Here is a 14,223-nt window from a genome sequence, read left to right as displayed (position 1 = left end):
AAAACGACGCATGGCGAACGACGACCGTACCACGATAATTGCCAGACGAACGCCGGAATCCGCGGCCATGACGGCCAACCTCAAACGGGCGATGGCGATCACGGCCAGGATCAACCGGGGATTGCCACCGACGAGCGTAACGAACTGCCCCCTCAGTTTGAAAATCCGCTGTAGCAGCGCAATCGTCGCGAACGCGCTCGCGCTACTATGAATAGCTCAATTGCTTGTTTGTGGTGAGATAACCGATCGGCAAGAATGGCCCTGCCAAACTTTGGTCAGGACCACGATATGTCGAACGCGCCCAGCCTTCAGCTCGATTCCGCCACGCTCGTCGAAGAATACGACCGGCTTGGCATTCGCCAGTTTCATCACGGTCTGCAACTGCTCGACGTGCTCGGCTTGCGTGAAGGCGAACGCGTGCTCGACGTGGGTTGCGGCACGGGCCGTCTCACCGAATCGGCGGCGCAGCGCGTGGGCGAACACGGCGAAGTGCTCGGGCTCGATCCGTTGCCGCTGCGCGTGCAGCGCGCGCTCGAACGCGCGCAGGGCCGCTTCGCCGCGCGCGTCGGCCGCGCCGAAGCGCTGGAAACGGTGCCCGATGCGCACTACGACGTGGTGTATTTCAACAGCGTGATTCACTGGATCCCGGATCAGGCGCAAGCGCTGCGCGAAGCGTGGCGCGTGCTCAAGCCAGGCGGCCGGATCGGCTTCACGACCATGCCCGAAGAAGCGCCACACGACCTGCATGTCGTGCTGCGCGCGCTATTTGCGGGCGAGCCCGAATGGCAGCGCGCTGGAATCGGCGCGCCGAACAAACTCACGCGCGAGCGCTCGGCAGCGCTGCTCCAGGGCGCCGGCTTCGACGTGACGCACAACGAGATCCGCACCTTCGGCGACACTTTCGACAACGTCGACGATGTGCTCGCCTTTAGCCGGTCCAGTTCGTTCGGCAATTTCCTCGCCTCGCTCACGCCCGACGACATCGCACGCGTACGCGCACGGCTCGCGGGCGCGCTCGAACCCCATCGCAACGCGCGTGGCTATGCGCTCACGCGGCGCATGATCATCGCCACGGCGCACAAGCCGCTCGCGCATTGAATCTGCCTTCCATTCCGTAGCGAACGCCAACCACATTCGAGGAGCACACATGAGCGCAGCACCGCGACGCGCGGGACAATTGAGCCTCGGCGCCTTCCTGATGGAGACGGGCCACCATATCGCCGCGTGGCGTCACCCCGATGCACACGCAGCCGGCGGCCTCGACTTCGCGCACTACGCCGAGCTGGCGCAAACGGCCGAGCGCGCCAAATTCGACGCCGTCTTTTTCGCCGATAGCGTGAGCGTGCGCGACACCCATGTGCCTTCGCTCTCGCGCACCGCGCGCGCCGATCATTTCGAGCCGATCACGCTGCTCTCCGCACTATCGGTGGTCACGAAGCACATCGGGCTCATCGCCACGGTGTCGACCTCGTTCAACGAGCCCTATAACGTAGCCCGCAAATTCGCTTCGCTCGATTATCTGAGCGGCGGCCGCTCGGGCTGGAATCTCGTGACGTCGAGCACCGAAACCGAAGCGCACAACTTCAGCCTCGACAAGCATCTCGATCACGCCTTGCGCTACGAGCGCGCGAAAGAGTTCTACGACGTGGTTTCCGGGCTTTGGGACAGCTGGGAAGACGACGCCTTCATTCGCGACAAGGCAAGCGGCCTCTACTTCGACCCGCAGAAGCTGCACACGCTGGACTATCGCGGCAAGCACTTCAAGGTGCGCGGCCCGCTCAACGTCGCGCGTTCGCCTCAAGGCTGGCCCGTCGTGGTGCAGGCGGGCGCCTCGGAAGCCGGCAGGGAACTCGCGGCGCAAACCGCCGAAGTGATTTTCGTCGCGCATCAAACGCTCGATGAAGCCAGGCAGTTCTATCGCGACGTGAAAGGGCGGCTCGCGCGTTACGGCCGCCGCCCCGAGCATCTCAAGATCATGCCGGGCATTTTCCCCGTGATCGGCCGCACGCAGGAAGAAGCGCAGGAGAAGTTCGACGCGTTGCAGGCGCTGATCCATCCGAGCGTGGGACTGCAGCTGCTCGCGAACATGTCGGGCGGCCTCGACCTCTCGCAATATCCCGTGGATGGCCCCGTGCCCGACCTGCCGGAAACCAACGGCGGCAAGAGCCGGCAACGCTTGCTGCTCGATCTCGCGCGGCGCGACAACCTCACCATACGCGATCTCTATCTGCGCATTGCGGGCGCGCGCGGGCATCAACAGGTGATCGGCACGCCGCAAAGCATTGCGGACCAGCTTCAGCAATGGTACGAGGAGGAAGGCGCCGACGGCTTCAATATCATGTCGCCCTGGCTGCCTGGCGGCCTCGACGAGTTCGTGCAGTACGTGGTGCCCGAATTGCAGCGTCGCGGACTTTTTCGCACGGAATATACGGGGCGCACATTGCGCGAGCATCTTGGCCTGCCTCGTCCCGCGAACCGCTACGCCACGCAGCGCGAAGACGCATTGCGCGTCGCTTCCTGATTCCGTTCATCGACAATCCACATTTCACGCCAGGCCGAAATATTCGCACCGAAGATGCCCGCATACTGTCGATACGCGCTCTATCCCTGGAGCGTGGCCCGTAATCTCACCGCGTCCGCGTGAAATCGACCGCCCAGCATGCAAACATCGACCGCGAGCAAATCGGCCGGACTCGACCTGCTTTTGCTCCTCGCACTTTCCACGCTGTGGGGCGCGTCCTATACGTTCATTCGAGTCGGCGTGACGACCATCCCGCCGTTGACGCTCATCGCCGCGAGAACGTCGATTGCCGGAACGCTCCTTCTGTTCTGGATGCTGTGGCAGCGCATTCCGGTACCGCGAGACCCGGCCGTGTGGCGTCGCTTCGCCGTGCAGGCGCTGCTCAATAGCGTGATTCCCTTTACCTTGATCGCATGGGCCGAGCGTTCGGTGGAAGCCGGTCTGGCGACCATCCTCAACTCGACCTCGCCTGTCATGGCGTTCCTCGGCACGTGGCTGATTACCCGCCACGAACCGGTCAACGCGCGCAAGCTGTTCGGCGTCGCCGCGGGTCTCGCTGGCATATGCCTCGTGGTCGGCGTGAGTGCATTCGAAGGACTCGGCCAGCAACTCGTTGCGCAGCTGGCGATCGTCGCCGCGACGGTTTGCTACGCCGGCGCGGCGATCTACGGCCGTTCGTTCAAGGGACTCGCGCCGGCCGCACCCGCTGCGGGGTCTCTCATCGTCGGTGCGATACTGCTGGTCCCCGTGAGCCTGGCCTTAGACCGCCCGTGGACGCTTCATCCGTCGTTGCAATCGATCGCAGCGCTGATCGCACTCGCCGTCTTCTCCACGGCGATCGCGTTCGTCATCTACTTCCGGCTCGTCCAGACGCTCGGCTCGGTCGGCACGACGGCGCAGGCCTATTTGCGCGTGCCGATCGGCGTGGCGATAGGCATTGCGTGGCTCGGTGAATCGCTTTCGACCTCGGCGTGGCTGGGGCTCGGGTGCGTCGTTGCCGGAGTCATCGCGATGACGCTGCCATCGGCCAGCCAATCCCGCGCGAGCGGCCACAGGCTGCGCTCGAATCGCGAGTGAAAAAACGCGAAATGTCCGATGCTGCGCTCGCCAATTGACGCGGGCGCGATGCGTACATGCGTCGACAGGCTCTGTGTGAAATAACACAGCGCGCGTTCGATCGCGCGAATCGTGCCGAACGGATCGTCGTGGAAGCTCACGGCGAGAATCGGCGCACGCATGTTGCCGAAACGAGCGACGATGTCCATGCGCTGCTCGGGCGTGCGTGCGAGCGCCCCGTCGGTGAGCGTGTCTTCAAAGCGGGCGCGGCCCCGGCTCCATATCCTCGCGACGCCGCGCGGCGTGTCCTCCATCCATCCGAACCACGATGCGGGGAAATAGCCCATCAGGCCGGTCAAAACCGGCATCACGACATGCCATTTCCAGAGCATGAGCGGCATGCAGCGCGGCGCGTAGTCTCGCCAATACGCGTATTGCGTGCCGACGGTGAAGACGCGTCGAATGAGATGATTCGACGGCGCGAGCCCGATCAGGAAGCCGCCAATGCTATGCCCCACGACATCGATCGGCTGCCCAGGGAACAGGCTTCTTGCGTAGCGCAGCACCGCTTCGAAATCGCGCTCTCCCCATTCCAGCCAGCTCGCATCGAGCGTGGCGAGCGCGACGGGCTGCGAGCCGCCAATGCCACGGTAGTCGTAGACCAGCACGTCGAAACCCTGCTGGTGCAGCCATGCGGCAAAGCGGAAATAGTAGTGGCAGCGCACCGACGTCGCCGAATTGACGATGACCACCGGACGCGACGCGTCCGCGTTCGGCGGCGCGTGACGACGCCACACATATGCGCGAAGCGTAAAGCCATCGGCAGCAGTGATGGCGACAGCGATGGGACGTGCCTCGGCTGGATCGGCTGAATCCATGAGCGTGCTCCCTGAAGAATCCGGAGTATCGATTTCACTTGACCTTGCCCGCTGCATCAATCAATCTTTGCGCAGCTTTCGCATGAGGAAAACGCATGTCAGTGCCGCTCGTGAAACTCCCTCCTCTCGACCTCATTCGCGGTTTCGTCGCGGTGGGCCGGCGCATGAGCATCACGCTCGCCGCCGACGACCTGTGCGTGACGCAATCCGCCGTGAGCCGCCAGATCGCCGCGCTTGAAGAAGCGCTAGGCGTGCGCCTCTTCAGCCGCGGCTATCGTTCGATCGCGCTCACAGCGGAGGGCGAGCGCCTGCTGCGCGTTGCGGACGGCGCGGTGCAGCAGATGCAGGAAATCGTCGGCGCGCTGGCCGCGCCCCAAGCACGTCAGCCGGTGACGATCACCGCCAGCATCGGCATTGCAGGACTGTGGCTGCTGCCGCGCATCGGCGAGTTGCAACGCCAGCTTCCCGATATCGATCTGCGCCTTGCGACCTCAGAGAAGGTGCTCGATCTGCGCGCAGAAGGCATCGATCTCGCCCTGCGCTACGCGCCGGCCCGCATCGCGCCGGAGGCAGCCAATCGCGCTGTGCATCTCTACGACGAATACGTATTGCCAGTCGCGCATCCTTCGTTGAACGTGAAGAAGCTCGACGCGGCCACGCTCGCGCGCCACGTGCTGCTCGAATTCGAGGGCGTGCGCCGCCCGATGCTGCGCTGGGCGGATCATCTGGGCGCGCGCGGCCTCGACGGCGCTCCGCTTCGCGGCGTGCTGCGTTTTAACCAGTACGACCAGGTCATTCAGGCCGCCACCGCCGGCCGCGGTATCGCGCTCGGGCGCCTTGCCCTCGTGCAACCGCTGCTTGCCGACGGCAGGCTCGCCGCCATCGGCAATGCGCGCGCCGAGGGTCCGACTGGCTATGCCTACTGGCTGCATCAGGCCGACGAAGCGCCGCGCGACGACGTGCGCGCCGTCATCGACTGGATCGTCGATCAGGCTCGCCAAAACCATGTCGCATGAGCGGCACGCATGCGAAGCGTGCCGAAAACTCACTTGAGCCAGCCCGCTTTCCCGCGCTCTACTAGGCACCACGCTGCGCAACAGCGAAGCGCCCAGTGCGAGGAGGCGAACGATGACCGGGATGGACGACGCATGGCGCCGCCGCTGGCTGCTCGTGATCGCAGGTGGCGTCGTGATGGGTGCGGCGCTCGGCGTGCGCAACGTGCAAGGGCTTTTTCTGTTGCCCGTCACGCTCGAGCGCGGCTGGTCGCGCGAGACGTTCGGCCTCGCGCTCGCGCTGCAAAACCTGCTGTGGGGCGTTGCACAGCCGCTCACGGGCATGATCTCCGACCGCTTCGGCTCCGCACGTGTGATCTTCGCGGGCGCCCTGCTCTACGCGCTCGGCCTCGCGATGATGGCATTGAGCGCGACGCCTGGCGTCTACACGTTTGGCGTGGGCGTGGTGCTCGGCGTGGCATTGTCCGGAACGGCTTTCGGCGCCGTCTATGGCGCGCTCTCGCGGCTCTTTGCAGCCGACCAGCGCAGCTGGGCGCTGAGCGTGGCGGGGATGTTCGGCGGCCTGGGCCAGTTCTGCATCGTGCCGCTCACTCAAGGGATGATCGGCAGATTCGGCTGGGTCACGGCCATTCTCGTGCTCGCCGCCTTGATGCTCGCCAGCGCGCCGCTCGCGGCATGGCTGCGCGATCGGCCGCTGCAGCGTAGCGGCGCGATCGATACGCACGACACCCTGCGCCGAGCGCTCGGAAAGGCGTTCGCGCATCGCGGCTTCTGGCTGCTCAATGTGGGCTTTTTGTCGTGTGGCTTCCAGCTTGCGTTCATCGGCGCGCACCTGCCGGCGTATTTGCTCGACAAGGGCATGAGCGCGCGCGAAGCGAGCCTGGCGCTCGCGCTGATTGCGCTGGCCAACACGGCAGGCACGTTTCTCTGCGGTTACGCAGGGGGGTTTCTGCGGCGCAAGTATCTGCTCTCGGCGATCTACTTCGCACGGGCGGGCGTAATGGCGCTGTTCCTCGCCTTGCCCCTATCGCCCCTCACGCTTTACGTGTTCGCGTTCGCGATGGGCTTCATGTGGCTCGGCACCGTGCCGCTGACGAGCGGGATCGTTTCGCAGATGTTCGGCGTGCGCTATATCTCGACGCTCTTCGGCTTCGTATTTCTCGGGCATCAGATCGGGAGCTTCTTCGGCGTCTGGCTGGGCGGCGTGGTGTTCGACGCGACGCATAGCTACGGCCTGCTCTGGCAGGGCTCGATTGCGCTTGGCGTCATCGCGGGATTGATGCACTTGCCGATCGACGACGAGCGGGTCGTGCAGCGCGCCATGATCGCCGGCCAACCTTCGTGAGCGAGGTCGTGGCCTGGCGCATCATGCAGGTCATGCTGGCCGTTTCGTTCGTAACGCTTATTGTCTGGACGTTCGTCGAGTATCTCGCGCCTTCGACGATGCTTGCCTTGCTCACCGGCGCCGCGTTTTGCAGATGAGCGCGCCGCTGGTAGCCGCTTACTTGATCAACTGCAGTATGTCGCGAAAGCGCGGGTGCTGGCACGAGCGCAGCCATTCGAACGCGACCATCTCGACCGTCGCCACTTCAGCGCCCGCTTTGTACAGCCGCGCAATGGCCGCCTCTTTGTCGGCGAGTTTCCGCGAGCCTGTCGCGTCAGTAACGACAGTGACCGATAGACCGCGCTGCAGCAAACCCATCGCTGTCTGCAATACGCAGACATGCGCCTCGCATCCCGCGACGATGGCTCGGGTTCGCCCTTCAGGCAGCGCTTCAAACAGACCATCCGCGGTGGCGTCGAAATGGTGCTTTGCAACAGTTCTCGCGCACAGGTCCTTTATTTCCGGCGAGTTGTCGCCGAGTGCGCCCGGATTCTGTTCTGTCCCGATGACCGGAACATCGAGACCCCGAGCAATCCGCCCAAGCCGAATGGCTTGAGCGACAACGGATTCGCTGTCGTGAATCGCCGGCATCAGTCTCACTTGCAAGTCGATAAGAACTACGATCGATTCGGAAAGGCTATGCAGCATCACGCATCCTATTCGGAGATTGCAGTGCGGAAAATGGCACCTGTCAGGGATATTACTAAGTATGCGACAAATGGTCACCGTGCGACTCTATGTCCCAATGCCATTCCCTATGGAGCCAGGCATGCAAGCAGAGACGCTAAAGAAAGCAAAAGCCGCCACCTTTCTCACCCGGTCGGCGGTGTGTCTGATGCTGTTGCCAGTTGCCTGTCTTGTCTGGGCACTCCAGGCGTATCCGCCACAGGAAGCGATTTGGGTTTGCTTCTCGCTGGCAATCTATATCTGGCCTTTCGCCGGAGTCCTGTTTGTGATCTCAGCGGGATTCCACGTCGGTAGCCACGGCCGCCGACTCGAAAAGGACGCCGGTTTCCGCGAGGCGCATGGGCACTAACTAGCCCGCGCGCCGTTCCTGCCAAACGGTCTGCTGTCGTTGCCCGGATAGAAGCCTGCTGGAAGCAGCAGGCTTCTGAGGCGCGACTTGCCGTCCGCGTCCGTCCGTATATCAGAACTGCCGGTATGGTTGGTTAGCAAACCTTTTCGGCACACCATCCTGCGCTGTCAGCGCGGAGCACAACAACGCACGCAGCGACGGCGCGGGTGACGCTACGCCTTGCGTGCGTTCGGCTACCGCATGCGCGACCTGCATGATCAAATCCGTTCGGCATCCTTATAATGCGGGTCGATTTATCAGCGCCAGCTGCTCCGCGCGCCATGGCGAAGTCAGGCGCGCAATGTGCTTCGACCTTTTTCGCCCGGTGAAAGGCGGGGACCGCTCTTTCGCCAATGGCGCTGTTTGCACTGCACCCAGGCCGAAACCACAAGGAGAAGAACGATGACCCTGCTCATCTATCTGATCGGATGGATCATTTTCATTGGCGGCGTGGCGTGGGCATTGATGGCGCTGCATGTTGCGGTGCACATCATCGAGATCGTGGCGGTGATACTGCTCGGCGTCGCGGTGATCACGGGCGCCACGCGCGCGCGCAATCGCGACCGGTCGACGTAGCCATACACGGGCGAGTCACGGGTGTGTGCAGACTGACGGCGCCTCACACGGCAAAACCAGGACCGGCAAAACTCGTGACTTTCGCTCACAAGCGTGCCCAAGGCGTCGGGTTTTACGATCAAAGTCATTTCAACAGGGCGTTCCGTCACGCGTTTGGCCTTCGCTCGCCTGACGCGTCAATATCTTACAAGCCAGACTCTTCTCTTCCTCTTTAGGATCAGCAGAAGAACGGTTGGTCCGATCGCAATCCTGGAAGCCCATTGCAATGCATCTGCACTTTGAAACCCCGTTGGTGGAGTCGCGCGCCTTGAGCGTCCCTGGTGAACAATCCGTGTGGCTCAAGCTCGACGCCTTGCAGCCATGTGGATCGTTCAAGATCCGGGGCATCGGCCACGCTTGCGCCGTTCACCAAAGCCGTGGCGCGCAGCGTTTCGTATCGTCGTCCGGGGGAAATGCGGGTCTTGCCGTGGCTTATGCGGGCCGGCGCCTGGGCATTCCCGTGCTTGTCGTGGTGCCGGAAACGACGACGGAACGCGCCAGGGAGTTGCTCCGCCTGGAAGCTGCAGAGGTCGTGGTGCACGGCAGTTCCTGGCAAGAGGCCAACCAGTTCGCGCTGACCTTGCTGGGCGCGACGGACGCGTTTCTGCATCCCTTCGACGATCCACTGCTGTGGCACGGCCATGCCTCGATGATCGATGAAGTTGCCCAGGCCCGCTTCAAACCCGATGCCATCGTGCTTTCCGTTGGCGGCGGCGGCCTGCTTTGTGGCGTCGTGGAAGGCCTCCAGCGCAATCATTGGCACGACGTGCCGGTGTTGGCCGTCGAAACCGATGGCGCCGCTTCGCTTCATGCCGCTGTCGAGGCGGGTCATACGGTGGCATTGCCCTGTATCTCCAGCGTCGCCACTTCGCTCGGCGCCAAGCGGGTGTGCGAGCAGGCCTTGCGCTGCGTGCGCGAGCACCCTGTCCACAGTCTCGTCGTATCGGACTCCAGCGCACTCGCTGCCTGCGAGCGCTTTCTTGCGGATCACCGCATTCTGGTTGAGCCGGCCTGCGGCGCAGCGCTGTCCGTCGCCTACGAGAGGCATCCCGCGTTGGCCAAATACCGGAATATTCTGGTTGTCGTATGCGGCGGCGCGACGGCCACCATCGATCAGATACGCGCGTGGGCAAGCGAGGCAGATAGCCGATGACCTGGTGCCCGCAGCGGCGGAAACGATCGGATCTTCGCGGCGCCGTGTTCGAAGCGGCAGCCTGCGCAACGCACAGTTACGCGACAGCCGCCTTGATGGCGCGGACCTACGGTCTGTAGACCTAAGCGGCTTTCGACTCTCCAATGTGCTCCAGCATCTCGCGGCCTGCGCGTGTTGTAACCCGGCGAGGGCCAGCGCGAGCTGGCCCTCGCTTGCGATCGCCGCGGCAACGTCAGCCGGGAACTCCCATTGCGCTACGAGGAACGCAACTTACAGGAGCTCGACATGCACTGGCGTCATCTAGCGCTTGGTTTGCTCATAGCCGCGGCATTCTCATTACACATTGCATGGGGTGCAAATGACGACCAGCACATGAATCGGCCGAACGACCTTCATACTGCCACTCCGATCAAGCACCTGGTCGTGATCTATGGAGAGAATGTCTCGTTTGATCACTACTTTGCCACCTATCCGCATGCGGCAAATCCTTCAGACGAACCGGCGTTCAACGCACTGCCCGGTACGCCCGCGGTGAACGGCCTCTCTGGACCTCTCCTCTCCAGAAATCCGAATGCCACGAATCCGGCCAATGGCGCGGGCGCAGCGAACCCGTTCCGCATCGACCGTACGCAAGCTGCGACCGCCGACCAGGATCACGCCTATGCGGCAGAACAGCAAGCCTACGACAACGGCGCCGTCGATCTGTTCCCGAAGTACACGGGCAAAGGTAAGAGCGACCGGGACGGCGGGTCCGGAAACAATGGCGAGGTCATGGGCTATTACGACGGCAACACGGTCACCGCGCTATGGAATTACGCGCAGCGATTCGCGATGAGCGACAATGCCTGGTCGTCGACCTATGGCCCGTCGACGCCAGGCGCGCTGGAGGTGGTCTCGGGTCAAACCAACGGCGTGAGGCCCGTGCTGACGACGAAAAAGCCTTCGGTCCCGGGCTCCTACTACGTGAACGACGGACAGGGCGGCTTCACGCTGATCGACGACGTCGATCCCGCCTTCGACCAATGCTCGAGCCAGCGCGACACAGTCATGATGACGGGTCGAAACATCGGCGACCTCCTGAACGCCCGCAATATTTCGTGGGGCGGCTTCATGGGCGGCTTCAACCTCGAGACCGTGAACAGCAATGGCACGACCGCGTGCAGGCGCAGCACGCTATCGGCGGTCGTCGGTGCTGCCAAGGAGGACTACGTTCCACACCACAACTGGTTCCAGTACTACGCGTCGACGTCGAACCCGAAACATTTACGCCCGAGTTCGATCGAGGCGATCGGGCATACCCTGGAACGTGATGGCCGGACCCCGGACCCCGCCAATCATCAGTACGATTCCGACGACTTCTTTGGCGCGGTGAGCGCCGGGAACTTCCCGGCCGTGAGTTTCCTCAAGGCTCCCGCCTTCCAGGACGGTCACGCGGGCTATTCGGATCCACTCGACGAACAGGCGTTCGTCGCGAAGGTCGTCAACTTTCTGCAGCGCCAGCCGGACTGGACCAGCACCGCCATCGTCGTGACGTGGGATGACTCGGATGGCTGGTACGACCACGCGTACGCATCGCCGACGAGCGCGTCATACGATTCGTTCGCCGATCACCTCAACGGTCAGGGAAAATGCGGTACCGGCTCCGCGCAGGACGGCGTGAACGGCAAACCCGTGAACGGCCGCTGCGGCCCGGGTGCACGCATTCCGTTTCTCGTCATTTCGCCCTGGGCGAAAGAGAATTACGTCGACCATACGTTGATCGACCAGTCGTCGGTCGTTCGCTTCATCGAAGACAACTGGCTCGACGGAGAACGTATCGGCGGCGGGTCGTTCGACAGCAAGGCCGGCAGCATCATGGGCATGTTCGACTTCGGCCGCCGCTACGAAGACATCGCGCAGCGCAAGCTGTTTCTCGACCCGCCGACGGGGCTGCCAGTCGACCGGCCCGCGAAGGTCTGGCGCCAGACAGCGCGGAGTTCGAAAGCTCTCACCATTCCAGTTTTGATTTCGATTCAATGCAAGGGTAAACGATGCAGTACGCGCCATTTCTACACTGACTTCTTGTAGATATGTCAACGCATCGCGTCGCTTCGTTCCCTCAGTTTTCAGCCTCTCGATAGTTCATATGGTTGATTTGGAATCCAAATCTGTCTCTCCTTCATTTGCTGGTTACCATTCAAGCGCCCCAGCGCGCCATCAGCGCTATGTCTGATTGTGGCTTCGGTCACAGCCCGAGATAAAAACGTGGCGCTATGTATCGAATGAATAACGCCCTCGCCTTTACACGGACCCTTGCAAATTTTCTGATGCTCGGGAAGGTACGGCGATTGCAACACGAGCGAAGCGCGTTGCCGTGTACGCCGATTGCCGGATGGCCCACAGAGACCCTGACGGCGCTTGGAGTTGTGCGACGCGATGCCTGACATTTGCATGAGCGGGGGCTCTTCTATGTCGAACCGACACGAGGCCTCTCCTGCCGAGACGGGGGAGGTCCTGGTACTGGTGGGCGCCGCCTTCGCTGTGCTTGGCGGCTGGCTCGTCGCAATGGGTTCCACGCCCTACTACGTCGTCACCGGCCTCGCGCTGATCGGCTCGGGTACCCTCATGGTGCGAAGCCGCTCGGCGGGCGTCTGGAGCGTTTTCTTCACGCTCGTCGCGGCACTCGTCTGGTCTATCTCCGAAGTCGGGCGCGACGGCTGGAAGCCCATGCCGCGCCTGCTGCTGCTCGCGCTGCTCGGCATCTGGTTCTACCTCAACATCGGCCTCGGCAATTCAGCGATCGCCCGCCCCGTACGCGTTGTGGCGGGCGTCGCGGCGATCGTTTATGCGCTCACGATCGTCGGCATGTTCTCGCCCAAGGTGCCCATGTCGGTGGCGCAACACCTTCGCTACGGACCGTTATCGCCTCCCCACAGCAGCAGCGCGTCGTCCGATCAGGGTAACTAGCATCGTCCGGGATTATTTGCTGTGAACGAACTGAGAATTGATTTCGATTCAAACGGCGAACTCGTGATGCAGGCTTTCAGCGCTTCATCAGACGTGCGAGGAACACCAGTTGCTGAGGGCAGGTCCGGCAGTCAAAGAGGTATGCGACCGTGTTTATACAATTCCCAGATGAAGAAGCCTTCTACCACGCGAGTGGCACGATCCGGTATCGCGCCGTCGTCGACGGCACTTGGGTCATGTGCGAAATATCTCCGGAGGCCCTAGAAGACTATTTTCGTGCGCGCTCGGGCCGCGCCGGCCTGTTAGCGGCCTTCGCAACACATAGGAAGGAGATCGAATCAATCACAAGACAAATTCTTCCCCATCGGATCTCTGCTGGACGCTGCCAGCTTTTCTTGCGAGACTGCTTATACAGGCCAGAAACGAACGAAGCCGACATCAGGCACAACGGCGAATTCCTGGAAGCTGCCCGACGCGACGAGATGGCAATCACGAGCGCATGCCTACAGACATCGCCCCTCTAGAAGCTGGAAGTGCGTTGACGTGAGGGCGCGCACCGCGATCTGATTTCCTTGAATACGAATGCCGCCGGGTCCTTGACGCACTGCAGTGTGATCCAAGGCACGCTATATGCGCACGTATGAGATTGCATCGCAGCAGCTCGCCGCTGCGAACTGCTTTCACCGTGTGCGCTGGCTTGAAAAGAACATGAAAAATGCCTTGCGTATGTGGCACGGAGGCGGTTGAGGATTCTGTTCGAGACCGCCCTTCTCACGAATTCATCAGCGGGATGGCCACAATAATGAACAGCTTCGATACCGTCATTCTGGGAGCCCTCACTCAACTCCAGCTTCCTCAACAGGTCAATTACGCCATTGGGGTAATTGCCGACTTCTACACGTTCAAGGGCTATCTGTTGATCCCGTTGTTGTGGTGGATCTGGTTCCAGCCACACGAGCGGCGCGGCTGGCGCCGCGAGATCGTACTCGCCACGCTGGCGAGCGGCCTGATTGCACTCGCGGTGGGGCGCCTGCTTGCGCGCATTCTGCCGTACAGGGAGCGGCCGCTATTCACACCGGGGCTGAATCTGCATTTCGCCTCGTCGCCCGTACAGCTTGCCGGGCTGATGCACTGGAGTTCCTTTCCGAGCGATCACGCGATGCTGTGGACGGCAGTGGCAATGGGGATCTTCCTCGTCTGGAGAGGCATCGGCATTCTTGCGTTTCTGTCTGTCGCGGCATTTGTCTGCTTTCCGCGTGCGTACCTGGGTTATCACTACCCGACGGATCTGCTCGTCGGTGCCTTCATCGGCATCGTGATCACCTGGATCATGACGCGCAGAGCCGTGAGACGGCGCACGGTCAAACCCTTCATGCGCTACGTCATGCGCTACCCTGGGCCGGTCGCGGCGGTCGGTTTTCTGCTCTGTTTCGAACTGGTCACACAATTCGACGATCTTCTGCGCCTCGCCCATTCGGTATGGCACACGGCGACATGACAGATGCCGGCGTCGAGTCCACGCCAATCCTGGCTGCCGGGTTTTCCGCCCACCGCTTTCGCGATGGTGATGGCAACAGGCATC

General features: G+C 62.4%; 14 protein-coding genes and 3 pseudogenes. 15 read left to right on the top strand and 2 right to left on the bottom strand.

Going from position 1 to position 14,223, the window contains the following annotated elements:
* Window positions 1–10 precede the first annotated feature (10 nt).
* The 4 genes and pseudogenes from AB4Y36_RS23750 to AB4Y36_RS23735 all read left to right on the top strand — a co-directional run.
* Window positions 11–118: pseudogene (locus AB4Y36_RS23750) on the top strand (sugar O-acetyltransferase); the annotation flags it as partial.
* Between the two features lie 170 nt (window positions 119–288).
* Window positions 289–1,098, top strand: coding sequence for a methyltransferase domain-containing protein (locus AB4Y36_RS23745; RefSeq protein WP_342948241.1), 810 nt, complete (start codon window positions 289–291; stop codon window positions 1,096–1,098).
* Between the two features lie 49 nt (window positions 1,099–1,147).
* On the top strand, window positions 1,148–2,521 hold the full coding sequence (locus AB4Y36_RS23740; RefSeq protein WP_342948242.1) for an LLM class flavin-dependent oxidoreductase: 1,374 nt from the start codon (window positions 1,148–1,150) through the stop codon (window positions 2,519–2,521).
* 138 nt (window positions 2,522–2,659) lie between these two features.
* Complete coding sequence (locus AB4Y36_RS23735) at window positions 2,660–3,598, top strand: DMT family transporter (RefSeq protein WP_368684268.1); 939 nt, start codon at window positions 2,660–2,662, stop codon at window positions 3,596–3,598.
* Here the strand turns inward: AB4Y36_RS23735 and AB4Y36_RS23730 are convergent.
* Window positions 3,541–4,455 (bottom strand): annotated as a pseudogene (locus AB4Y36_RS23730) (alpha/beta fold hydrolase); the annotation flags it as partial. The gene AB4Y36_RS23735 and the pseudogene AB4Y36_RS23730 overlap by 58 nt on opposite strands.
* Window positions 4,456–4,550: 95 nt before the next feature.
* Between AB4Y36_RS23730 and AB4Y36_RS23725 the strand changes: the two are divergent.
* The 3 genes from AB4Y36_RS23725 to AB4Y36_RS23715 all read left to right on the top strand — a co-directional run bounded on the left by AB4Y36_RS23725 (window position 4,551) and on the right by AB4Y36_RS23715 (window position 6,950).
* Window positions 4,551–5,471 carry a LysR substrate-binding domain-containing protein gene (locus tag AB4Y36_RS23725; RefSeq protein ID WP_069262236.1) on the top strand — a complete coding sequence of 307 codons (921 nt, stop codon included), beginning with the start codon at window positions 4,551–4,553 and terminating at the stop codon, window positions 5,469–5,471.
* A 112-nt stretch (window positions 5,472–5,583) separates the two neighbouring features.
* Entirely contained in the window at window positions 5,584–6,813 is a 1,230-nt protein-coding gene (locus AB4Y36_RS23720) for an MFS transporter (RefSeq protein WP_368684267.1), read from the top strand.
* Window positions 6,810–6,950 carry a hypothetical protein gene (locus tag AB4Y36_RS23715; protein WP_176732828.1) on the top strand — a complete coding sequence of 47 codons (141 nt, stop codon included), beginning with the start codon at window positions 6,810–6,812 and terminating at the stop codon, window positions 6,948–6,950. The genes AB4Y36_RS23720 and AB4Y36_RS23715 overlap by 4 nt, the downstream gene beginning before the upstream one ends.
* A 19-nt stretch (window positions 6,951–6,969) precedes the next feature.
* On the opposite strand, the gene AB4Y36_RS23710 is transcribed toward AB4Y36_RS23715, so the two are convergent.
* Window positions 6,970–7,500 carry an isochorismatase family protein gene (locus AB4Y36_RS23710; RefSeq protein ID WP_368684266.1) on the bottom strand — a complete coding sequence of 177 codons (531 nt, stop codon included), beginning with the start codon at window positions 7,498–7,500 and terminating at the stop codon, window positions 6,970–6,972.
* Between the two features lie 121 nt (window positions 7,501–7,621).
* Between AB4Y36_RS23710 and AB4Y36_RS23705 the strand changes: the two genes are divergently transcribed.
* The 8 genes and pseudogenes from AB4Y36_RS23705 to AB4Y36_RS23670 all read left to right on the top strand — a co-directional run bounded on the left by AB4Y36_RS23705 (window position 7,622) and on the right by AB4Y36_RS23670 (window position 14,139).
* Window positions 7,622–7,888, top strand: coding sequence for a hypothetical protein (locus AB4Y36_RS23705; RefSeq protein ID WP_069262239.1), 267 nt, complete (start codon window positions 7,622–7,624; stop codon window positions 7,886–7,888).
* 441 nt (window positions 7,889–8,329) lie between these two features.
* Window positions 8,330–8,503, top strand: a complete 174-nt coding sequence (locus AB4Y36_RS23700) for a hypothetical protein (protein ID WP_176732829.1) — start codon at window positions 8,330–8,332, stop codon at window positions 8,501–8,503.
* Window positions 8,504–8,768: 265 nt separating this feature from the next.
* A complete protein-coding gene (locus AB4Y36_RS23695; RefSeq protein WP_368684265.1) occupies window positions 8,769–9,695 on the top strand; it encodes a pyridoxal-phosphate dependent enzyme in 927 nt (308 codons plus the stop codon).
* Between the two features lie 4 nt (window positions 9,696–9,699).
* A complete protein-coding gene (locus tag AB4Y36_RS23690) occupies window positions 9,700–9,999 on the top strand; it encodes a pentapeptide repeat-containing protein (protein WP_368617432.1) in 300 nt (99 codons plus the stop codon).
* A 68-nt stretch (window positions 10,000–10,067) separates the two neighbouring features.
* Window positions 10,068–11,567, top strand: a pseudogene (locus AB4Y36_RS23685) (phospholipase C); the annotation flags it as partial.
* Between the two features lie 576 nt (window positions 11,568–12,143).
* The gene (locus AB4Y36_RS23680; RefSeq protein WP_141710577.1) at window positions 12,144–12,641 is read left to right on the top strand and encodes a hypothetical protein; all 498 of its coding nucleotides are present in this window, start codon (window positions 12,144–12,146) and stop codon (window positions 12,639–12,641) included.
* Window positions 12,642–12,790: 149 nt separating this feature from the next.
* Window positions 12,791–13,165 carry a DUF1488 family protein gene (locus AB4Y36_RS23675; protein WP_368684264.1) on the top strand — a complete coding sequence of 125 codons (375 nt, stop codon included), beginning with the start codon at window positions 12,791–12,793 and terminating at the stop codon, window positions 13,163–13,165.
* 278 nt (window positions 13,166–13,443) lie between these two features.
* The gene (locus AB4Y36_RS23670) at window positions 13,444–14,139 is read left to right on the top strand and encodes a phosphatase PAP2 family protein (RefSeq protein ID WP_069262242.1); all 696 of its coding nucleotides are present in this window, start codon (window positions 13,444–13,446) and stop codon (window positions 14,137–14,139) included.
* Window positions 14,140–14,223: the final 84 nt, after the last annotated feature.

Origin of the sequence: Paraburkholderia sp. BR10936, from assembly GCF_040965735.1 — a bacterium.
GTDB classification, from domain to species: Bacteria; Pseudomonadota; Gammaproteobacteria; order Burkholderiales; family Burkholderiaceae; genus Paraburkholderia; species Paraburkholderia nodosa_A.
The sequence above is the reverse complement of the archived record's forward strand: the minus strand, read 5'-3'. Positions and strand labels throughout refer to the sequence as shown.